The organism is Njordella aestuarii, assembly GCF_056494165.1.
Genome location: NZ_CM151397.1, coordinates 3,818,195 through 3,841,567 on the forward strand (window position 1 = coordinate 3,818,195; position 23,373 = coordinate 3,841,567).

Genomic DNA, 23,373 nt, shown 5'->3' on the forward strand with positions numbered 1-23,373 from the left:
CACCGGCTTCTGGGCGAAGCCAGCTCTGATGCGTTTGTGTTTCTACAAGCTCAAAATCAACAACAGAATCTCTCCAAAGCAGCTCTGAGATGATTTGGAATTTCAATCGATTGCAGCGGTTGGCTTGGAACAACCCGACAACAAACGGTGGTAAATACTCCGATACCGATAAGTTCGATCGGGTTATGGTCCGATTCGGCCCTAGATATCTCGAATCGATACTTCAAGCTTGATCGTCCAAGATGTACCACACACACCGAGACGTCCAAGAGATCTTCAAAATAAGCCGCAGCTTTAAAATCAACATTGATATTTACTCGCGGCCACGACAAATGGAAGTCTGCTCCATTCTGCAAATCGTCTCGCTCATGTGTTACCGGCCGACGTGCTTGATCCATTACCGAAGTGCCCAATGACCTCAGCAATGCATGTTCCGCCGATTCCATGTAGCGTATCAACGATGTGTAATGGGCAATGCCCGCCGCATCGGTATCAGAAAACTCGACCAACCGTTGGTAATGAAAGATGTCTGACAAAGCTTGCTGATTTTCCAGAATCCGAAACTTATGAGTCGCGTCACGCGATTTATCTTGACCCAACGGTAGTCGTATTTGCAGAAGCGTTTCGCTCCCACATCCGACGAAACCAAACAGGCATACGAAAGCGATCGATCTCGATCAACTCTCGCGTATCGACTGGTACATCCAGCCGCGCACATTCCATTTTCATTGGCCCGTAACAGTGATTAAATTGCTCGATAAACTGGTCGTCCGCGTTAGGGATACAGACAGCCCCAACCACGCGAGTCCCTTGAGTAATTATCCCAGACGGTTTGCCTCGATCGCTTCCCGATGACACGGTTAGGTACCTTTATAGATCGTACGATTCGCTAAAGCCAAAATTCCGCCAATTCTCGCAGTTTACCAGTATCAAGTGCGTTTGTGCGCATATTTTTTTCACAAACGGCAGAACGAACGCCCACAATTTTTGCTCCGCAGTTCCAAACGGGAGCCAGATCAACTAACCGTAACGAACCGGCCACCATGACATCGATTTCGCGGTCGGCGGCAGATGCTATCATCGATTTCAGCAAGTCTAATGGCAGATAAGCTAGTGTCGAAAGTCCATTCTTGAGCGACGTGTCAATTAAAACTTGACTAACTCGTTCTCTGCCCGCCAAATCGATGAATACTTCCCAACGCGTAAGGTCGGCACCATTCAAATCAGCATAGTAAGTGATCGCCCACCGATCGCTAAATCCACTTGCCTCACGCCATGTTCGCAGCTTCGCAAGATTGCCTTCGAGATTGCCAAGCTCCCGTATGCCAACTTTCAGAATTGAGAATTCTTGCAATTGCTCTGCCCTTAACCCCAACTCATCTCGCTCTTCCAAATCACCGACGGCCAACGAACATCGAGCACCTGAAACCGACTGCGAGAGTCGGCGAAATCCTGCGACGAACTGATCGATTTCCTCTGGCGTCGGACACCCCAGCGATCCGTGGCTCGGTCGCTTGAGGTCAATCCACGCGATTTCATAGTCGACTAAGGCATCGAGTTCACGTGCATTTTGCACGCTCACCAGGACCGAAGTGCGTGGTAGCTTGACACTCGTATTTCGGCCGGATCCCGCCTCAACGGACGGATTTTGTCCAAAGAAACGCTCTGAAATCGATCCGGAACCTGATTGAGGCAAAGCCATTTTTCTGCAAATTTTTGACGGCTTGGAAGTCTGTAACTGCGCGGCGAGTGGATAATCTACGCAATTCCGGGCCGAATTGGCAGGCTAGAAGTTGTGCAAAAAGACAATCGGAATTACAAGAACATAACTTCAAAAGCCACAATCCTTGCATTGCAGTAGTCAAGCTTACATCCGAGTGAATCCGCTATACATTGAAACCGAGCGAGCGCTCGAAGAGTTTTGTCAGCATCTGAGCTCAGTCGATCTGATCGCATTTGACACTGAATTTGTCGCTGAAGACACCTACAAGCCTGAACTTTGCCTCATCCAAGTCGCAACGCCGTCGCAGCTTGCAATCATCGACCCATTCACCTGTGGCCCACTTACCAACTTTTGGGAGCAAGTGGTCGATCCGAACAAGGTCATTATCGCTCACGCCGCCCGCGAAGAATGCTTATTCTGTTTTCGAGCCACAGGGCAGATGATCGAAGGTCTATTTGACGCGCAACTTGCCGCGGGTTTCTTGGGTTACGAATATCCGATCTCGTACGGCAACTTAGTCAATCGTATTGTTGGCACGCAGCTAGACAAGGAAGAAACTCGCAGTGATTGGCGGCGGCGGCCGCTGACATCCCAGCAGCTCAAATATGCAATACAAGATGTAAAAGATCTGCCGACAATCTATGACGCGCTTGCGACCGATCTTGCTCGCACCGGTCGCATGGACTGGCTGCGCGAAGAATCGATCACGCGACAGCAAGACCTCATGAATTTCGAAACCGATGAACAGTGGTATCGGATGTCAGGCATTCAGTCTTTGCCACGCCAATCGCTGACGATTGCGCGAGCATTATGGCGGTGGCGCGACGCGGAAGGTCGACGCAAGAACATTCCACCTCGGCGAGTACTTCGCGACGACTTGCTGGTGGAGCTCGCCAAGCGTCGATCATCGGACGTTAAACGAATCTCGACACTTCGGGGCATGGAACAGCGTAATATTCGTGCTCAACTGGAGGCGATCTCCGAAGCGATCGAAGAGAGCAAAAATGACGAGCCACCGAATTGGCCTATCCATGGGCGTGCTTCACGCGTGCAACCACCAACAATGCTGACTCAGTTCCTAGCTGCTGCTTTGTCAAGCATCTGCAGACGCAAGCAGATTTCTGCATCGATCGTGGGGACCGCGGACGATTTAAAGGAGTTTGTTAGCTATCGGCTGACCGATAACGCTGGCGACGATGCAGACGACCTTCCAGGATTGTTGAAAGGATGGCGGTCAGAAATCGTGGGGCGCGTTCTTGACGATCTGCTAAGCGGCAAGGCATCGCTTCGCATTCACAACCCAGCCAGCGAAGCGCCCCTGAGAGTCATACCCCACGATTGATCCCGTCCCGGTTATCGGCTTAAGCCAAGCAAGCAACGCAATAAAGCATCTTCGTTCTGAAGGCGTGACGAAGTTCGTTAAAACACTTAAGAAATAGCATTCTTGCCAAAATGGTACGACGAAGCCATAGAATATGCTTTTCGTCAATTTCTGTACCTCAACTAAACTTTACCGCTCTGCCGTGGTTTAGAATTGATCTGAAAATTGAGGCAAAATTCTTGTCGCGTTTTCGATTCCTGAAGTTACCGATCGAGCTTCCGCCATGGCTAACAAACTTCTGACGAGCATTGGGACGCGACTCGGAATTCCACGCTCAAATGTGGATAGTCCAGATGCATTTGCAGCTGGAAGAGAGACGAGTAGCATTTTCCGCCGTCGTCAATTCAGTTTGCTCTCGATGCTTCTGCTTGTTTGCATTGGAGCCCTGATAGTTCGTTTCGTAGTTGTGCCAACAATGCGCACACGAGCAAGGGACACTCTGTTGAAGCGCATCGCAACCGCTGGCGGACAATGGGCGGAAATACAAGGTCGAGCTCCCGATAAGCGTCTCTTTCTCAGTGGGAAAGCGATCGACGATAAACTGATTTCTGATCTGGCCTACCAAATTCAATCATTTCCAGAGCTAACTCAACTCGATCTGTTTCAAACTCGCGTCACAGACAAAGGGTGGGAATCCATAACGCTCGCACGCGGCAAAATTAAACATATGGTAGTGCTTGGAAACGAAATTTCTGACAAAGCGATCGATGAAACACAGAGACGGCGAACGGACCTTTTGATAGAGCGTCGACTCCCTGACCCAATTGCATCTGGACTGGCTATTGCTCCCATCCCTCCTGGGGCAATCGTAGCCGTGTTGGCAGACTCCGGCGCAGTTCTTACTGGTAGTGGTGATGGGAGAATGCATCGAGTTGACTTGGCCCGGCAACACGCTCGACAAACCTTTAAACTCCACGACAACTGGTTGTTTGATCTCGCACTATCTCCGGACGGAGCGTATTTGGCAAGCGCTGGCGGCGACAATCGACTTGCCATATGGAAATACCCTGAAATGCAACTTGCTTGTGATGTTGTTGCGCACGACGATGATTTGCATGGCGTTGCGTGGATCGATAATGCCCATCTGGCAACGGTCGGTGATGATTGCCTGCTTCGCACCTGGCAAATGACGTCGAAAAAAGAGAGCATTGCACCTGCCAACTACAAGCTCACCCTATTGCAGTCGCGACAAGAACATCATGGCTCAATTCCTCGCATTCGAATTTCTGAAGACAGAAAAACCCTGATTACTGCAAGCCGCGACGATCGACTGCTAGTCTGGCGGGTAGGGAGCGGCTCCAAAGTTGAACTGTTAGGCGAGTTGGTCGGGCACAACGACGATTGTATGGATGTTCGAATTGGACCAAATAGCAAGTTCGCAATAAGTGTTGCTTATGATGGAAAATTGATCTGCTGGGATTTGAGTACGTTTGGAATCATTGACGAGCACCAATTGGACCAAGGTTGTTTGTTTTGTCTGGAAGTTGACTGGCAAAGTGGGATAGCTTGGGTTGGCACCAAATCAGGAATTGGCGAGTTTGACTGGGAATCGGAAGTGTTGAAAGTCCGGAACGATCAGCCTTTCGTTTCCAGGATTGTAGCAACAAATGGCAATTTGATCAGCAGCGACGGTTTTGGCTCGCTGTTCAGTCGAAAATCCAGTTCGGACTTGGAGCCAAGTCATCGAATTACGTTTTACGAACCACCTTTTGATGTTTACAGCGGTGAATACTTTGAACTTTTCGAAACGGATGTGAAACGTCGACTCACGTACCACTCCATTGGCCCTGCAGTGCCGCTACAAGTCCTGCAAGTAACCGATTGAATAAAAGCAACCTCACTTCAATGTTAGTTGATTGTTAATCGCCCGAGGTCATACATCAGTTGCATTGACTATCCGAGTTCAACGCATCTTGTTACCGCAAAGATTCGCTCCAGTCTTCTTCGTTGAAGCTCGCGAAGATGTCGTTCTTCAATTGCAATGAAAGCTCATCCGCTAACTGTGATTTGCTCTTGAGTTCTATCGCCACGATAACTGCTGGCTGCGATTGTGATGAAGCCAGGGGGACTGGTGGCATCGTCTCCGATTCAACCGTGTTTTCCTTCGCTGATTCCCTTAGCGCCGCAGGCACGCTGGAGCCGACTAGAACCGGTGGTGCAGTCCATTCTGATGCAGGTATAAGCGGTGTTGCCGGTAGCTTCTTGCTGTTTTCTCCAATAGTACTGTGTGACACAGAGTTGGCGGACAAAGTGTTCAGCGGAACGCTCAGCGGTGCAACAATGCCTGCGGTCTGCTGGTTGCTTCGGACGATGCCCGTATCGGTTGCGTTGACTCGGCCGTCACGGTTAACGTCGTAGATGTTGGTAACTCCTACGGAATTGCTGGCCGTTGATTGATTGCTGCGGACAGCACCTGTGTCGGTCGCGTTGACTCGCAGTCGACTCGATGTATTGCCGGCATTGACTTCACCAACGACATTGCCAAAGTAGAATACGTCATCGGCAGTTAGATCGGTAATCTCATTGGCTAACACCGTCACACGTAGCCAAATGTTTTTAAGCGTGTTGTCGGGAAACGTGATCTTGACGCGAGCCGAGCCGTCGACGCCACTGCCCGGAAGTAGTGTTACTGTCGGCACGGCAGCAACTGGCAATGCGGCAAAGCCAACGGCATCGATACCGTTCCAAAGTGCGAACTGAAGGCTCGCGAGCATCTGCGAGACCGTTACCCCTACGGGTAATCCAGCGATGTCAACAATGATGCCGTTGAGACCACGCGAGTAGTTCGTATAGTTGGCAAACGTCGAGGCCGCGCCCGGCGTTCGGAGTGCCGACTTCGAAGTATCGATCGCATTGTTGGCCGCATCGGCGCTGCTAAGATTTGCCCCCGTTGCATTGTTATAGAACACGCGTCGATTAGCTATGCTGGCTGAGGGCTCCTCTACGTTCGAGAGATTGATTGTGATGGCCACTGAGTCGATGAGCGATGGTATACCATTATCACTGACTTGCACCATCAATTGAAACATTGGTGTCGTTTCGAAATCCAAAGCTAAAGAATTATTAACTGTGATCTGGCCGGTCGCAGAGTTAATTTCAAATGCGCTGTTACTATTGCCAGCTGTGATGCTGAAGCTGAGTATTTGACCTGCGTCAGGATCTCCGGCGAATGGAGTTCCTACGATCGTGCCGCCAGCTGAATTTTCCGGAAGCGTGTAGGACGCGGCAACAATGAATGGAGCATGAATGTCTCTCAAGAGCGTAGAAAAGTAAGTGGGCGATTCATCATATGGATTGCTGCCCGAATCGTCAGTTACAAACGCATAATCAAAGCCTCGGCGTTTAATCTCACGCAGCATCTGAGCGAGCATTGTAACGCCGCTTGCACTGTGAATCATCGCGCCGAACCCGAATGACGAGTATGCCGGCGCATTTAAATAGCTCGGGTCTGGGTTGTTCAGTAGGTCCTCTGGCGTTCCTTCGCGAATGATGAACAGATCCGCCGTATTCTGATCAAGGTATGCTGCCGGAATCGCCGTCCCTGGATTCCCAACAATAAATCGCCCCGCGAGATCGACGCTCGCCCGAATTCCTGTCGCGACGGATGAGTAGGTTGCAATGTTCGCTAGCTCGTTGCTCATCTCATCGAGGAAAATTCCGTCGATGAGCGAAGCGCCGGTTATTGGATGTTTGTAGCTCGATCCATAACTCGCCACGTCAGTCAGAATTTCAGTGGGCGTGCGAACTTCCACTGTCGTAGGTGAGACCCGCGTTTTGATGTATCCAAGTATCCTGATGTTAGGGTTCTCGCGAAGCCTAGTTAAACCAGTGACCCAATCTGCGTAGGCTGGATGCGCCGGCGCGATGGGACCACTGTTTGGATTGGCGATGACCGTGATCGGCGTCGTTGAAGTGGCAGCATCTCGCACCTGTTGCCACCAAGGACTCAACACGTCTGGCGCTGAAAGCGGATACTGATAAATCGGCAATATCAACTGTACTGCCGACGGTGTTGCCTCTGGCAAATTCAGCAAGTTGACATGGATCAACCCAATGCCGGAAGCGGATGGAGTCCAGTTGTCGGTCGCTTGCACTACGAGGTTGAATACTGGCATCGATTCGAAATCGATCGCACTGTTGTTCGCGACCGTAATCTGACCCGTTGACGGGTTAATAGAAAACGCACCGCCTGTGTTCCCACTAAGGATGCTAAAGGTGAGAGTCTGCCCAACATCAGGGTCGCTAGCGACAACGGTACCAACAGCGGTGCCGTTAAGACTGTTCTCGGTAATCGCGAATGTTGCAGGCGTCACGATGGGCCATGCGGATTGCCCATCGGCGAATTGGATCGAAATCGGACTGACTTGCGACGCGTTAAACTGTAAATCGGTACTCGAAACCGATGCTGAAAGCTGCACGGTTTGAGTGCCTTCAATAGTAAAGTCTTCGATTGGAGTAAGCACGATCGCTCGGGGTACATTCCAATTGGCAGAAGTAAACGTGAACTGCGATGGAGAAACGTCAACTTGGGTATTCGACGGAAAGCTGACCACAACATCCGCAGTTGGGGCTTGAGACAACACCGCTGTCAAACCAGTCGGCAACCCCTCGCTTCCTGTCAACTGCGATTGTGACCAGACGATTCCTGGCATCATCACGGTAGTTGCACCGTCGGCATTGAAACCATTGAGAGTTTGGGTCATTGTTTGACCACCAAACGTCACCGTAATTTCGTAATCCCCATTGAACACTTCTGCGCTAACCGCACCATTGCGAGTCGTCCCGCGCGTATCCGTCCACCAGTTTCCGAATACTAAATCCTCGTACGCTTGACCATGGGATCGAATCGAAAAATCTTGGTTGTAGAGTGCCGCATCGGGAATCCAGTGCCGTGCACTCCAAAATCCCCAAAGGATGAATTCATCCACTCCGGGTTGGCTGAAGGACATAGTCAGGTAGTCACGAAGGTAGTCGGCTTGCAGTTGCTGGTTACCACTCAAAATATCAAACTCGGTAATTCCGATCGGTAACGAATACTGATCATGGTAAGTTTGAAGCAGTTGGCCCAAAACTACGATGTCGGTCAAGTTGCGTTCGCTATAGTGGCTTTGTTCTCCAATGCGTTCGATAAAGTCGTTCGTGTCATCGCCGTCATTGGATCTTAGTCGGCCAAGCCAATAATCAAAGTTCGCTCGATGAGCTACGTTGCCGCCATTGCTCGAAAAGATGTCATAGTCATTGAGGACGCGCTCTGTGTTTGGGGAGAGCGCTCGAACCTGAGCAAACCAGTCATTGACGATGTTATCACCGAGGATGGTCATAACGTCGTTGTTGTCAAACGGTTCATTGACAACGTCCCATTCCCCAACCAAGTCTTCGAATGTCATTACAGAATCTTGGATGCGAGCCTCAATTGTCGAACGAAGATAGTTCGCGGCAGCCACACTGCCTTGGCTGGCGTTGATCGAATCGTATTGAGCCCAAACGCTTGTCGGCATATTGCGCCTGCTGGGCCAAACAATAGTGTGTCCGCGCAGGTAGAGGTTGTTGTCATATGCCCACCTCGCCGCATCGACCCCGCGTTGTTGATCTTCTAAGTAAAAAGGCCACTTTAGACTGTTTTCGATCGTTACGGTGTTGAACAACCGCTTGATTTCATTTTGATACTTGATCGCTGAAGCTCCACCGGTTGGGCTTAGCAAACCATCGAAGCCATCAATCGCAGATCCGAAACGGAAGGCATGTTGGCGTTGCTGAATCGAAACCACTGCACCATCGATCGGATTGCCTTGGGCATCAACGACATTGACCGTCAAAGCTGCCATTCGCGCGTCGTCGATTCGAGTATTCGCAGCAGTACGCCAGGGATCTTCGCCGCTGCGTCCGAGGTATGAAATCGCTGGTCCGGTCGACGGCAAGTCACTGAGACTAACCGTTGCCGATAAATTCGTCCATTTGATGTCGGCGATCTCAACGGATTGCGGCGTAAAGCCAACGTTGAATGCCGCTTGAAGATCATTGACATCGAAGGCTACCGCTGTGGTAGCATCGAGTGTGTACTTCGTCCAAGTCGGAGTAACCACGTGCAATACACTCGACAAAACTGAGTACGAGCCACTTGCCTGCTGGACAACTGTTTCGATGCGAGGATTGGAACCTGAGATGGATCGGGCATAATACTCAAGCCGAATGTTGCTTCCTGCTGCTACGCGCTGAGAGCTTCGACCCACGTGTTGAAGCTTGTAGGACTGATCAGGTGTGGTCACGGTGTTAATGCGCACCGAAGTTGCAAACGATTGACCGGTGACAGTCTCGACGCTTGAATTGCCAAACATTCCATCAATGTTGTTCAGGTAATAGGACGACGGCGTGAAATCCTTGGCCGGTCCATAGTTTCTCACGGAGAGGTCAGCAAACTGCAAAGTCTGGATTTTAGATCCCAAGAAAAAACCGAACGTAGCCGAGCCTGCTTCGGTTGAACCTACGGACACAAAAGGAATTTGAATCCGAGTCCAATCCGTCGAGATTGCATAAGATCGCTCCGCGCTCTTAGTGAACGGCGTAGACGAAATTTCAGAAACGGCCGTAATTTTACCTTCGCTACCAATAGCGCGCACGTGGAAGTCTGCCCAAAGCAAATCGCCGGATTGAATTGCCGCGTTGTAGTAGAACTTGAGCTGTGCACCAAACTCGCTGATCGGCTGCGTTGTAATCGCAGCTTGAATGACGTTGGTAAAGGGGCTCGCCGAAACCGCCTGAAACGCACCGCCGAAGTTTACCGAGTTCCCCAGGGTCGAGACAGATGTAATTTGTATACCACCCTCTGGCGCATCGCGTAGGTCTTGAATGTTTGCAAGAGTGCGACGTTCGCTGATCAAACCAACTTGATAGCCTGGGCCGTCGATGATTTCGAAGATTACCGTCTCCGTACCTTCCGTCAGTTCATCACTCAGCGACGTAACAAACACACTAGCCGAAACCGAACCTGCGGGGATTATTACACTGCCCGACACAGGAGTGTAGTCAAGTCCTGCCGTCGCTGTCCCACGAAGTGAGTAATTCACAACCAGCGGATTGGTCGTTGGACCGTTGTCACGCACCACTGAAAAACTTAGAGGCGTCGATTGTCCTTCGGTTACGACGACGTTATCTGAGAAGGCCCGTACCGTTGGCAATCTTGGTGAAAGATACTGGCCGTCGATCACGCTGATAGCACTGGAACCGGGAATTTTCCAACCGACAGCAACATGATCGGCACCGGTGTTTTCTTTGTGTAGGACTTCGAAGGCATAGGTTTGACCAGCAACCAACGGAATTAGCACAGACTGTTGCCCCGGAGTCGCGGTCCAATCGCGGCTCGCCGTAGGACTGGTCACGATCGCAATCCGCTGCTTTCCCGATAGGTCAGCAGAATTGCTGAGCCAAAGCTCGGCCGAATCATCGGCAGCGATGTAAAATCGATATATGCCCGTGACCGTTGGATGCAAATTTCCTATCAATAGTTCGCCGTACTGGTTGCTGCCTGAAGAGATAACTTCAAGAGATGTCAACGAAGTGATCGACGTGGGACTGTTGGGATAGGTGGTAAGCGACGTTAGGTTTGAAACGTCACTGCCCGCCAACGAGTTCCAAACGCGTCGTTCAACGGTTCCGCGTTCGCTCGGAAATAAGCGATCTGTGGGGAGAATTTGATTTGGTAGCGATGCACTCGACCACTTCAGATCGACGCTGGCCGTACCGCCCGTTTCTCTAAATTCCAATTGAATATCATATTTTCGACCGGAGACTAAGTCGACTGTCGAGGTTGCATCGATAACGCTTGAGTCATTCCAACGGTCAATTTCCTTAACGCCATTGATCCAAAGTCGTACGCCACCTTCGGCACTAACCGTGAACGTGTGCGGTTCCGTAAAAGCCGCTTCGACCTGACCGACAAATCGAGCTGAGAATTGATCCGTATTCAGCCCTGCTACCGGTGCGCCAGTTCCCCAATTCTGAGTGAATCCCAGTTCCGTCCTTGAAGTAAAGGCAGTCTGCAATTCGGCATCGTTAAAGTACTGCGCGGTAATACCAGTTCCCGCGATGGTGTCTAACGCTAACAAACACCTAGGCTCGAACGACTCAAAGCGTAAAGAACGCCCGCATTGTCGCTTCTTGATCATGACAGGTAAACTCGAAAATTCCGACTGATAGGTAAGCAGATCGCCGCCAGTATAATCGTTGAATCAACCGTGGTCACTCACCGCACATAAATCTCGGTTGAACTAAGATAGTAATTTCCACTCGCTAGTCTTGCCGAACGACCTTGGGCTAAACGATATCAATCGTTGATACCACCTTGTATTGGCGATGAATAGATACTTTTCAAGGGAAGGACGGTTGGGATTGGAAACCGTATAGATCCCTTGAAAAACCCGAACCATAAGATTGCCAGGAGCAAAGTTTGTTCGGAAAAGAGCTTGAGTCAAGCCCCTATTGGCCCTTACGTTCTCACCAGCATATCTGGACGCTACGACCAGCGGACTTGCGGAGCTAGTGACGCTAAAACGTCGAAAAGTATTTGTCGGTGATCTCTACAATGGAATACTCTTCAGTAATCTTATCGGCTTTAAGATCTGTCGTGATATGGGAAGCAAGTTCTGTCGGCGATTGGTGTGTAAAATTTGAAGTTTGTGGTATTAATCTTGGTGCTTCGAAAACCATAGCAATCCTTACAGTTTCGTCTTCCGTGGGCAATCTGTTCGGAGTTTCACTCGCGAACAGAACTAACGGAGCAACAGCAATCACATCCACTGCGAGAGTCGCAACAGGTTCAACTGCTAGTGGAACAACCAGCGGTGCGACAATCCCTGCGGTCTGTTGGTTGCTTCGAACCAAGCCCGTATCCGTCGCGTTGACGCGACCATCTCGGTTGATGTCATAGATATTCGTCACGCCCACAGAATTACTCGCCGTCGATTGATTGCTGCGCACTGCACCTGTATCGGTTGCATTGACTCGGAGACGAGTGCCTGTGTTTCCCGTATTGACTTCACCGATAACATTTCCAAAGTAGAACACATCATTTTCCGCTAACTCGGTAGTCGGATTTGCTAGTACTGTCACTCGCAACCAAGTGTTCCGTAGCGTGTTGTCAGGAAAAGTAATCTTCACCCGTGCGGAACCACCGACTCCGCTGCCCGCGAGAACAGTCACTGTCGGCACTGCAGCGATAGGCAAAGCAGCGAAGCCGCCCCCACTCATGCCGTTCCAATGCGAGAATTGAAGGCTCGCAAGCATCTGCGCATTGGTGACTCCAGCGGGTAGGTCAGCGATATCGATGATGATGCCGTTGAGTCCACGCGAGTAGCTAGTGTAGTTCGCAAACGTCGATGTTGCGCCGGGGGTTCGCAGCGCAGTCTTCGACGTATCGATGGCATTGTTGGCAGCACCGGCACTGCTCAAGTTGGCTCCAGTTGCATTGTTGTAGAACACTTGACGAGCAGCGATTGTAGAGCTGGTCTGTTGGATTTTGAGGATCGCCTGGCCTTGAGTAAAGACTGTGAATAATTCCGGTCCTACTATTTCGTCGGCCCCTTGAGACCAACCGCTGCCGATGTTGACGGTGTCTCCTGCGTTTCTGCGAACGATCAGCGTGTTGGAGGTGCTTGAAAGATTCAGCACTTCGCGATAGCTCAGTGTCAGGGTGTTGGTGCCGCTGCCGGTAATGTCAATCGCCTCGATATCAACAATACGATTGTCGCGTATCGTGAGCAAGTTTAAGTGCAGTCCGCTGCCATCCAGACGCAGAGTGTCAATGCCGCTTCCGCCGACGATCCTAGAGAAGTTTAGGTCGCTGACTGCGAGGACATCATCGCCTTGCCCGCCTATGAGTACATCCGCCCCGCCGCCACCAATGATTGTATCGTTACTGCGACCACCAATCATTATGTTGACGGATGCGGTGCCCGTCAGAGTCTCTCCGGTCGCAGTGCCGGCCTGCGTGATCGCTCCGGTGAAGTTACTGCCATAGACCACGTAACTTTCCCCAGCGTTTAATTTGGCTTCGCCCATCGCAGCACCACGGGACGCACCGATCAGTAGGTCGTCAAAGCCGTCTCCGTTCACGTCTCCTGCGCTGCTTACCGAACTACCGCTGAAGTCAACCGCGTCTGCTCCAAAGAGGGTGATTCCGGGTATTCCAATTGAGGTCCCAATGTTAGCCAAATCAATCGTCGTAGGCAGCGAGGCACTGCCGAAAATGACATAGCTGTCACCAGCAAAGCTCTTAGCGTTGGCCAACGCATCGGCATAATAGGCTCCGATCAGCAGGTCGTCGAAGCCGTCTCCGTTGATATCCCCGGCGCTGTTTATTGAAATGCCGCTCCTGTCATTTGCTTCCGCTCCAAAGACGGTGATCCCAGCGTTGCCCAGGTTAGCTAGGTTGAACGTTGTCGGCAGCGAGGCACCGCCAAATATGACGTAGCTTTCACCCGCTTCTGGTTTGGAGTTGCCCGACGCAGCCGCCTTGTTGGCACCAACAAGTAGATCGTCAAAACCGTCGCCATTGACGTCCCCAGCGCTGCTAACTGCACGTCCGCTCTGGTCACCAGCGTCCGCGCCGAAAATTACGATCCCGGCAGTTCCCAGGCTTCCCAAGTTAATCGTCGTTGGCAGCGAAGCACTACCAAACACTACGTAGCTTTCACCCGCAAGAGGTTTGGCATTGCCTGACGCAGCCGCGCGGTAAGCGCCTATCAGCAAATCGTCAAAGCCATCGCCATTCACGTCACCGGCGCTGCTGACCGAAAAGCCGCTATGATCGTAAGCGTCCGCTCCGAAAATGGTGATACCGGCTGTCCCAGGGTTCGCCAGATCGATCGAGCTGGGCAGCGAGGCACTGCCAAAGATTACGTAGCTGTCGCCGGAATCCGATTTGGAATTGCCAGGACCATTGGCCAAATAGGCACCGATCAAAAGGTCATCAAATCCATCACCGTTCACATCCCCTGCGCCACTTACAGAAATACCGCTTTGATCATCCGCCTCCGCGCCAATGATATTTACTCCGGCTGATCCCAGGTTGCTCAGATCAATCGTTGTCGGCAGGAACGCACCGCCGAAGATGACATAGCTCTCGCCCGCAAGGAATTTGGCATTGCCCAAAGCACCTGCATGACTGGCACCGATCAGCAGGTCGTCAAAGCCGTCACCGTTGACGTCCCCCGCGCCACTCACCGAAATGCCACTGAAGTCAAAATGCTCCGCACCGAAGATGGTGATCCCGGCGGTACCGAGGTTGGCCAGATCAATGGTGCTCGACACAGAGGCACCGCCAAAGATCACGTAGCTTTCACCCGCAAGAGTTTTCGCATTGCCCGACGCAGCAGCACCGACGGCACCGATCAGGAAGTCTTCGTAGCCATCTCCGTTGACGTCCCCCGCGCTGCTCACGCTGCGTCCGCTTCCATCACCGGCGTCTGCCCCGAAGATGGTGATCCCGTTCGTACCCAAAGTGGACAAATCAATCGTCGCCGGCACCTGCAGTGAAATGGACTCTGCCACCTTGAGCGTGGCAGCCCCTTTTGTCAGCACACGGTACGTCACGCCGCCAATGACTTCATCAAATCCCCGGATCCAGCCGTCTTCCGGCAGGATAACTTGATCTCCGCCGTGTCCCTTGACCAATAGCGTGTTATATCCGTCGGAGATATTCAGGACTTCGCGGCGGTTGAGCGTGAGTGTATGGTTGCCGCTTCCGGTAAGGTCGATCTGCTCGATCCCCAGGATTCGGTTGTCCGGAATGTTGCTGAGGTTCAGCGAGAGCACGCTCCCATCCAGTCGCAACATATCGACCCCGGTTCCACCAACGAGGCGTTTGAAGGTCAGATCGCTGATCGTCAGCACATCGTCCCCTTGCCCACCGATCAACACATCCGCTCCGCCGCCACCAATGAGTGAATCGTTGCCACGTCCGCCATTGATCACGTTAGCGGCTACGGTCCCGGTCAGAGTTTCAGTCGCGGCTGTCCCCGAGTGCGTGGTTGCCCCGGAAAAGTCACCTCCGAAGATCACGTAGCTTTCCCCTGCCGCGAATCTTGAGTTGTCCGCCGAATGGGCATTGTGGGCACCGATCAACAGGTCATCAAAACCGTCTCCGTTTACATCCCCCGCGTTGCTCACCGAACGACCGCTCAAGTCATTCGCGTCGGCACCAAAGATGTTGATCCCAGCGATCCCCAGGTTCGTCAGATCGATTGATGTCGGCAGCGACGCACCACCGAAGATCACGTAGCTCTCGCCCGCATCCACTTTAGCGTTATCCGATGCAGCGGCACGGTAAGCGCCGATCAGCAGGTCATCGAAGCCATCCCCGTTCACGTCTCCCGCTCTGCTTACGCTGTGTCCGCTAGCGTCACCAGTGTTGGCTCCAAAGATCGTAATCCCGGCCGCCCCCAGGCTGGCCAGATCGATCGTCGTAGGTAACGACGCACCCCCAAAGATCACGTAACTCTCGCCCGCATCCACTTTAGCGTTGCCCAACGCATCGGCCCAGTGAGCGCCGATCAACAGGTCGTCGAAACCATCGCCGTTCACGTCTCCAGCGCTGCTCACTGAAATACCGCTTTGATCGGACGAGTCAGCGCCGAAAATGGTGACCCCGGTCGTCCCCAAGTTGGCCAGATCGATCGTTTGTGGCAGCGAAGGGCCGCCGAAAATCAGATAGCTTTCTCCAGCACTCGATTTGCCGTTGCCCAACGCGTCAGCACCGAAAGCTCCGAACAGCAGGTCGTCGAAACCGTCCCCGTTGACGTCCCCCGCGCCGCTTACCGAAACACCGCTCCAGTCATTCTCATCTGCTCCAAAAACGGTGATCCCTGCGCTGCCCAGGTTCGCCAGATAGATCGTCGTCGGCAGCGAGGCTGCGCCAAAAATCACATAGCTCTCACCTGCATTCGATTTGGCGTTGCCCGACGCATCGGCATCATAGCCTCCGATTATCAGGTCATCGAAGCCATCCCCGTTGACGTCCCCGGCGCTGCTTACCGAACCGCCGGTAAAGTCACCAGGATCAATGCCAAAGACAGTGATTCCGGCCGTCCCCAGGTTGGCTAGATCGATCGTCGTCGGCAGCGAAGAGCCGCCGAATATTACATAGCTCGTAATGCCATGGTAGGCTCCGATCAGCAGGTCATCGAAGCCATCCCCGTTGACGTCCCCCGCGCTGCTCACCGAGGTACCAGTTCTACCACCCGCTCGCGCGCCTAAGATGGTGATCCCAGCCGTCCCCGGCCTGGCCAGATCAATAGACGATGGCAGCGATGTTCCGCCGAAGATCACATAACTTTTACCCGCGCCCGATTTGGCGTTGATGATCATGTCGTCGAAGCCATCCCCGTTAAGATCCCCAGCATGGCTCACCGAAATGCCGCTCCGGTCCCCGGCTTCGGCGCCGAAGATGGTGACCCCGGCAGTCCCCGGGTTGGCCAGATCAACCGACTTGAAAATTCTTCCGACAACGGTTGATGCTAATGGACCTTCGGCGGTCCCATTCCCATCGTTATAAGTTACTCTGACTCGAATAAATCTACTAACATCGGTATCTCCCAACGTGTAGCTTGCCGCGTTGTTGCCGACAGTGACTACGCCGGCCGTGAACGCTGCATCGTTGGCACGCTGCCACTGGTAAGTGAATGCCCCCAATCCATCGACGTCACTGATGCCACTGGTGACTGCGGTCAGCACTTGACCGTTGGTTGCGGTTCCTGCAATCGTCGGCACGCCGATAGGCGCGTCATTGATATTGACTATCGGACCAACCGCAGTCGATGTCAGCGGGCCTTCGGCCGTCGAGTCGCCATCGATGTACGTTACCCTGACACGAATGAACCTGCCAACATCGGCGTCACCCAACGTGTAAGTCGCCGCATTGCTGCCAACAGTGACTACGCCTGTCGTAAAGGCGGCATCGGTAGCTCGCTGCCATTGATAAGTGAATGTCCCCAATCCGTCAGCATCGCTGATACCGCTGGTAACTGCGGTCAGTACTTGATCTTCGGTTGTCGTTCCTGAAATCGTTGGTACACCGACCGGTAATTGATTCACGGTCGCGGATCGAACTTTGAGCCGGGCAATTCCCTGGCTATAGACAATGAAGGTACGACCACCAATGTTTTCGTTCGCAATCGCAGTCCAACCGGTTCCAATGTTGACGACATCGCCTGCGTTGCGGCGGACAATCAGCGTGTTGGATTCGTCGGAGAGATTGAGGACGTCTCGATAACTGAGCGTTAGTGTGTTGTCACCGGTGCCAGTGATGTCGATCGCTTCGATCCCTTGGATGCGATTGTCGCGGATGGTCGGCAAGTTAAGGTGCAGTCCACTTCCAGCCAAGCTCAATGTGTCATTGCCAGTTCCACCCACGTTGCGTTTGAACGACAGGTCGCTGATTGCCAGCACATCGTCACCTTGACCACCGATCAGCACATCGGCTACGCCACCGCCAATAAGCCTATCGTTGCCGCGACCTCCATTCATCACATTGGCGGTTGCGCTGCCTGTAAGCGTATCATCGTTTGCTGTGCCGGCATGTGTGATTGTCGCTTTGAAGTCTCGACCGAAGATCACGTAACTCTCACCAGCATTGTATTTCGCGTTGCCTGCCGCATCGGCATAGTAAGCTCCGATCAGCAGGTCGTCGAAGCCGTCCCCGTTCACATCTCCAGCACTGCTTACCGAAACGCCGCTCCGGTCATTCGCGTCTGCTCCGAAAATGGGGATTCCACTGCTTCCCAAGTTGGCCAGATCGATCATCGTTGGCAGTGAAGGACCACCGAAGATCAGGTAACTGTCACCTGCATAAGTTTTGACATTACCCGCCGCATCGGCCCCGCGTGCTCCGATCAGCAAGTCGTCGAAGCCATCGCCATTCACATCCCCGGCACCGCTGACCGAAAATCCACTTCGGTCAATCGCATCTGCGCCGGAAATGGTGATCCCGGGTACTCCACCTGGCGTCCCCAGGTTGGCCAGATCGATAGTCGGCGGCAGCGACGCACTGCCGAAGATCACGTAGCTATCGCCCGCAGATGATTTGGCATTGCCCAGCGCATCCGCACTGTAGGCACTAATCAGCAGGTCGTCAAAACCGTCCCCGTTCACGTCACCCGCTCTGCTGACGGAGGTGCCGCTGTTATCAAATGCATCCGATCCGAAGATGGTGAACCCAGCCGAACCCAAGTTGGATAGATCGATTGTCGTCGGCAGCGAGGCTTTGCCGAAGATCACGTAGCTGTCACCTGCCGAAGATTTAGAGTTGCCCGACGCATCGGCACGGAAAGCACCGATCAGCACGTCATCAAAACCGTCCCCGTTTACGTCTCCGGCGCTACTGAGGGAATGACTGCTGTAGTCAAACGCATCTGCACCTGAGATAGTCACTCCGGCCGTACCAAGATTGGCCAGATCAATCGTCGTCGGCAACGAGGTATGACCGAAGATTACATAGCTGTCGCCCGCATATGATTTCGCGTTACCCGACGCATCTGCCAACCAAGCTCCGATGAGTAGATCGTCGATGCCATCCCCGTTCACGTCCCCCGCGCCGCTTACCGAAATGCCGCTCCGGTCATTCTCGTCCGCTCCAAAGATGGTGACCCCGGCCGCGCCCAGGTTGGCTAGATCGATCGTCGGCGGCAGCGCCGCACTGCCGAAGATCACGTAGCTGTCACCCGCAGAGGACTTGGCGTTGCTCGACGCATCGGCACGGTGGGCGCCGATAATGAGGTCGTCGAATCCGTCTCCGTTTACATCCCCCCCGCCGCTTACCGAAATGCCGCTTGAGTCATAGGTTCCTGCACCAAAGATAGTGACTCCGGCGTTACCTAGGTTGGCTAAGTCGATCGTCGTTGGCAGAGAGGGCCCCCCGAAGATCACGTAGCTATCGCCCGCAGACGATTTGGCGTTGCCCAGTGCATCCGCACGGTACGCACCGATCAGCAGGTCGTCAAAACCGTCCCCGTTCACGTCTCCAGCGCTGCTCACTGAAACACCACTTTGGTCACCCGTGTTCGCACCAAAGACAGTGATTCCGGCCGTTCCCAGATTGGCCAGATTGATGGTTGGCGTTGTCAACAGCGATATCGCATAGACCACTTTGAGCGTGGCAGCTCCCTGGGTCAACACGCGATAGGTCACGGAGTTGATAACTTCATCGGATCCACGGATCCAGCCAGCCTCTGGCAATAACACTTGGTCGCCGCTGTTGCCACGAACCATCAGTGTATTCGTTTCATCCGAGATGCTCAGCACTTCTCTCTGCGTAAAAATCGTCGTGTTGTTGCCGCTACCGGTAAGGTCAATCGTTTCGATCCCCAGGATGCGGTTGTCGCGAATATTGCCAGGATTCAGCGTAAGCCCATTTCCATCCAGCCGAAGAGTGTCATTTCCGGTTCCGCCCACGACACGTTTGAAACTCAAATCGCTCACAGCCAGCACATCATCGCCTTGGCCACCGATGAGAACATCGGCTCCGCCACCGCCAATGAGCGTATCGTTGCCACGAGCGCCAATCATCAAGTTGCCGGCTGTTGTACCCGTCAGCGTATCATCATCTGCTGTCCCAGAGTGCGTGACGACTCCCGAGAAGTCACCACCAAAGACCACGTAGCTCTCACCAGCACGATCTTTCCCATCGCCCGCCGCATCGGCTTGAGGGGCACCGATCAGCACATCATCAAAACCGTCCCCGTTCACGTCCCCGGCGCTACTGACGCTGCGGCCACTTTGGTCCTCTGGGTCTGCGCCGAAGATGGTGGTGCCAAGCGTCTGCAGGTTGGCTAGATCGATTGTCAACGGTATCGAGGCACCTCCAAAAATCACGTAGGCCTCACCGGCATTGGATTTGGCGTTGCCCAACGCGGCGGCTCGGAACGCACCGACGAACAGATCGTCAAAACCGTCTCCGTTGAAGTCCCCTGCGCTACTGACGGAAACTCCGCTTCTGTCTCCCGTGTCCGCGCCGATAATGGTTATCCCGGCGATCCCCAGGTTGGCCAGATCAATCGTCGTCGGCAGCGAGGCACCGCCAAAGATCAAATAACTATCACCGGCAAACGACTTGGCGTTGCCTAAAGCATCGGCAAAGTGAGCCCCGATTAGCACGTCGTCGAAACCATCGCCGTTCACGTCCCCCGCGCTGCTGACCGAAAAACCGCTTTGATCGCTGCCCTCCGCTCCGTAGAGAATGATCCCAGCCGTCCCGAGGTTGGCCAGGTCAATCGTCGGTGGCATTGAAGTGCCGCCAAAAATTACGTAGCTCTCACCTCCAGAGAATCTGACGTTGCCCAGCGAATCAGAATAGTAGGCACCGATCAGCACGTCATCGAAGCCGTCACCGTTGACGTCCCCGGCGCTGCTCACCGAAAAGCCACTTTGGTCATCTGCATCCGCGCCGTGGATGGTGATCCCAGCCGCCCCGAGAGGATTGGCTAGATCGATTGTTGTCGGCAGCGAAGGGCCGCCGAAGATCACGTAGCTGTCGCCAGCCAACGATTTTGCGTTGTTCGCTGCATCCGCGCGACTGGCGCCGATCAGTAGGTCGTCGAATCCGTCCCCGTTTACGTCCCCGCCGCCGCTCACCGAAATGCCGCTGAAGTCAAACGTGGCGGCACCGAAAATGGTAACCCCGGCCGCGCCCAGATTGGCCAAATCAATGGTCTGCGGCAGCGAGGCCCCGCCGAAGATCACGTAGCTGTCACCTGCGTACAATATCGTGTTGCCTGATGCATCCGCCTGGTGAGCGCCGATCAGCAAATCGTCGAATCCATCCCCATTCACGTCCCCAGCACTACTTACCGAACCGCCGCTCCAATCGGCTACACCCGCGCCGAAGATGGTTATACCGGCTGTCCCCAGATTCCCCAGATCGATCGTGGTCGGCAACGCAGGGCCACCGAAGATCACGTAGCTGTCACCTGCAGACAACTTGGCGTTGCCCGGACCATCGGCATAGCGTGCTCCAATGAGCAGGTCGTCAAAGCCGTCACCGTTGACATCCCCCGCGTTGCTTATTGAAAAGCCGCTTTGGTCATAAGCGTCGGCGCCAAAGATGGTAACCCCAACCGGTCCTAGCTTAGCCAGATCAATTGTCGTCGGTGACACCAGCGCTACGGCATTAGGTACCTTAATTGTAGCAGCTCCTTGACTCAGAACGCGGAAGATCACGCCACCGATGACTTCATCGGCTCCTCGCATCCAACCACCGTCCAGGATCACCTGATCGCCGCCGTCACCTTTAACCAGTAACGTATTCGATTCGTCCGAAATGTTCAGCACTTCTCGCCGAGTTATTGTCAGCGTGTTGTTGCCGTTGCCGGTGATGTCGATCGTTTCGATTCCAAGGATGCGGTTATCCCGAATATTGCTGAGGTTCAGGGAATGCCCATTCCCATCCAGCCGCAAAGTGTTGCTACCGGTTCCGCCAACGATGCGTTTAAAATTGAGGTCGCTCACGGCGAACACGTCGTTGCCCTGGCCACCGATGAGCACATCCGCTCCGCCGCCACCGATGAGCGTATCGTTGTCGCGGCCACCGTTGATCACATTAGCGGCTGCATTGCCCGTCAAAGTGTCGCCGCCCGCAGTCCCCTGATGCGTGATTGCTCCGGTGAAATTGCCGCCGAAGATCAGGAAGCTCTCCCCCGCCTGATTTTTTGCATTGCCCGACGCAGCGGCTCCGGGGGCACCGATCAGCAGGTCATCAAAGCCGTCTCCATTGACGTCCCCCGCGTTACTAACTATCGATCCACTCTGGTCACCGATGTCCACACCGAAGATGGTGATCCCAGGTACCCCTTGCGGCGTTCCCAGATTGGTCAGTTCGATCGTCGATGGCAGCGAGCCGCTGCCGAAGATCACGTAGCTTTCACCCGCATTGGATTTGGCATTTCCCGCCGCATCGGCCTTAAAGGCACCGATCAGCAAGTCGTCAAAACCATCACCATTCACATCGCCCGCTCGACTGACCGAATTGCCGCTAGAATCAAGTGAGTCACTACCGAAGATCGTGATCCCAGCCGTCCCGAGGTTGGCCAAGTTGATCGTCGTCGGCAGCGAGGGACCGCCAAAGATAACGTAGCTCCTTCCCGCCATGAATTTGACGGCAGTGGACCCGTAGGCTTCGAAGGCACCGATTAACAGGTCGTCGAAGCCATCCCCATTCACATCCCCAGCGCCGCTGACGGCGTTGCCACTTCTGTCGTAATTGCTTCCACCGAAGAAAGAAATTCCAACCGTTCCCAGGTTGCCCAGGTCGAACGTAGCAGGCAGCGAAGCAGCTCCATAGATCAGGTAGCTTTCGCCGGCATTTAACCTGGCATTGCCCCCTGCATCGGCCAACGGTGCCCCGATCAGCAGATCGTCGAAGCCGTCGCTATTGACGTCACCCGCGCTGCTCACCGCAAAGCCGCTGCGGTCGCCTGCATCTGCGCCGAAGATGGTGATCCCAGCAGATCCCAAGTTGGCCAGTTGCATGGTCGGTGACAGTAAAGCCCCGCCAAAGATCAAGTACGTCTCACCTGCAGTCGGTTTCGCGTTACCTTGTGCAGCGGCGTAGCTGCCGATCAATATGTCGTCGAAGCCATCCCCGTTCACGTCCCCTGCGCTACTTGTCGCAATTCCGCTCCTGTCTCCAGCGTCCACTCCGAAGATGGTTATCCCAGTGGTCCCCAGGGTGCCCAGATCAATCGTTGTCGGCAACGAGGCGCGGCCGAAGACTACGTAGCTCTTATTAGAATTGGAGGCTCCGATCAGTAGGTCGTCGAAGCCGTCCCCGTTCACGTCCCCCGCGCTGCTCACCGCGTTGCCGATCCGGTCAAAATCGGCCGCTCCGAAGATAGTGATCCCGGCGGTCCCCAGGTTGCCCAGATCGACCGTGGTTGGCAGTGACGGGCCACCAAAGATCACATAACTGGCACCGATATCAATACCGATAATAGTATTATCGACGCCCGGCCCATTGGCATAGCGAGCGCCGATCAGCAGGTCGTCGAAGCCATCCCCGTTGATGTCTCCCGCGCCGCTCACCGAGAATCCGCTATTGTCATAACTTTCCGCACCAAAGATGGTCGCCCCCTGACCTGCCACCAGCGCCGCCAAGTCGATCGTCGTAAGTAGCTTGCGCTCCTCCAGCTGTTCGATAAACAAGCGCCGAAGGTGTGGAGTTTTGGCTCGATGCTTGTCGTTACGAGCGCGGTTTCTAGACTTCGAGAAATGTTTTGCCATCTTCATG

At 53.7% G+C, this 23,373-nt stretch carries 7 protein-coding genes; 2 read left to right on the forward strand and 5 right to left on the reverse strand.

From position 1 onward, the window contains the following. Window positions 1-56: 56 nt before the first annotated feature. Genes SH451x_RS15215 through SH451x_RS15225 form a run of 3 tightly spaced genes read right to left on the reverse strand, consistent with a single transcriptional unit; the run spans window position 57 to window position 1,702 of the window. Complete coding sequence (locus SH451x_RS15215) at window positions 57-599, reverse strand: acyl-CoA thioesterase (RefSeq protein ID WP_479357840.1); 543 nt, start codon at window positions 597-599, stop codon at window positions 57-59. Beyond that, the gene (locus SH451x_RS15220) at window positions 586-858 is read right to left on the reverse strand and encodes a hypothetical protein (protein WP_479357841.1); all 273 of its coding nucleotides are present in this window, start codon (window positions 856-858) and stop codon (window positions 586-588) included. Before SH451x_RS15220 ends, SH451x_RS15215 begins: the two co-directional genes overlap by 14 nt. Window positions 859-889: 31 nt before the next feature. After that, window positions 890-1,702 (reverse strand): (5-formylfuran-3-yl)methyl phosphate synthase, encoded by an 813-nt coding sequence (locus tag SH451x_RS15225; RefSeq protein WP_479357842.1) that lies wholly within the window; start codon window positions 1,700-1,702, stop codon window positions 890-892. 145 nt (window positions 1,703-1,847) lie between these two features. Here SH451x_RS15225 and SH451x_RS15230 point away from each other — a divergent pair, with 145 nt between their 5' ends. Both SH451x_RS15230 and SH451x_RS15235 read left to right on the forward strand, forming a co-directional pair. Further along, complete coding sequence (locus tag SH451x_RS15230) at window positions 1,848-3,065, forward strand: ribonuclease D (RefSeq protein ID WP_479357843.1); 1,218 nt, start codon at window positions 1,848-1,850, stop codon at window positions 3,063-3,065. Window positions 3,066-3,546: 481 nt separating this feature from the next. Next, window positions 3,547-4,929, forward strand: coding sequence for a WD40 repeat domain-containing protein (locus SH451x_RS15235; RefSeq protein ID WP_479357844.1), 1,383 nt, complete (start codon window positions 3,547-3,549; stop codon window positions 4,927-4,929). A 91-nt stretch (window positions 4,930-5,020) separates the two neighbouring features. Here the strand turns inward: SH451x_RS15235 and SH451x_RS15240 are convergent, their stop codons facing one another. Further along, window positions 5,021-11,266: a spherulation-specific family 4 protein gene (locus tag SH451x_RS15240; protein WP_479357845.1), complete on the reverse strand. Its 6,246-nt coding sequence runs from the start codon at window positions 11,264-11,266 to the stop codon at window positions 5,021-5,023. 379 nt (window positions 11,267-11,645) lie between these two features. Further along, the gene (locus SH451x_RS15245) at window positions 11,646-23,372 is read right to left on the reverse strand and encodes a hypothetical protein (RefSeq protein WP_479357846.1); all 11,727 of its coding nucleotides are present in this window, start codon (window positions 23,370-23,372) and stop codon (window positions 11,646-11,648) included. Window position 23,373: the final 1 nt, after the last annotated feature.

Bases quoted from the DNA above. Each gene is read 5' to 3' on its own strand.
- SH451x_RS15225 (WP_479357842.1), bottom strand. From the start codon at position 1,702: ATGGCTTTGCCTCAATCAGGTTCCGGATCGATTTCAGAGCGTTTCTTT.
- SH451x_RS15240 (WP_479357845.1), bottom strand. From the start codon at position 11,266: ATGATCAAGAAGCGACAATGCGGGCGTTCTTTACGCTTTGAGTCGTTC.
- SH451x_RS15245 (WP_479357846.1), bottom strand. From the start codon at position 23,372: ATGAAGATGGCAAAACATTTCTCGAAGTCTAGAAACCGCGCTCGTAAC.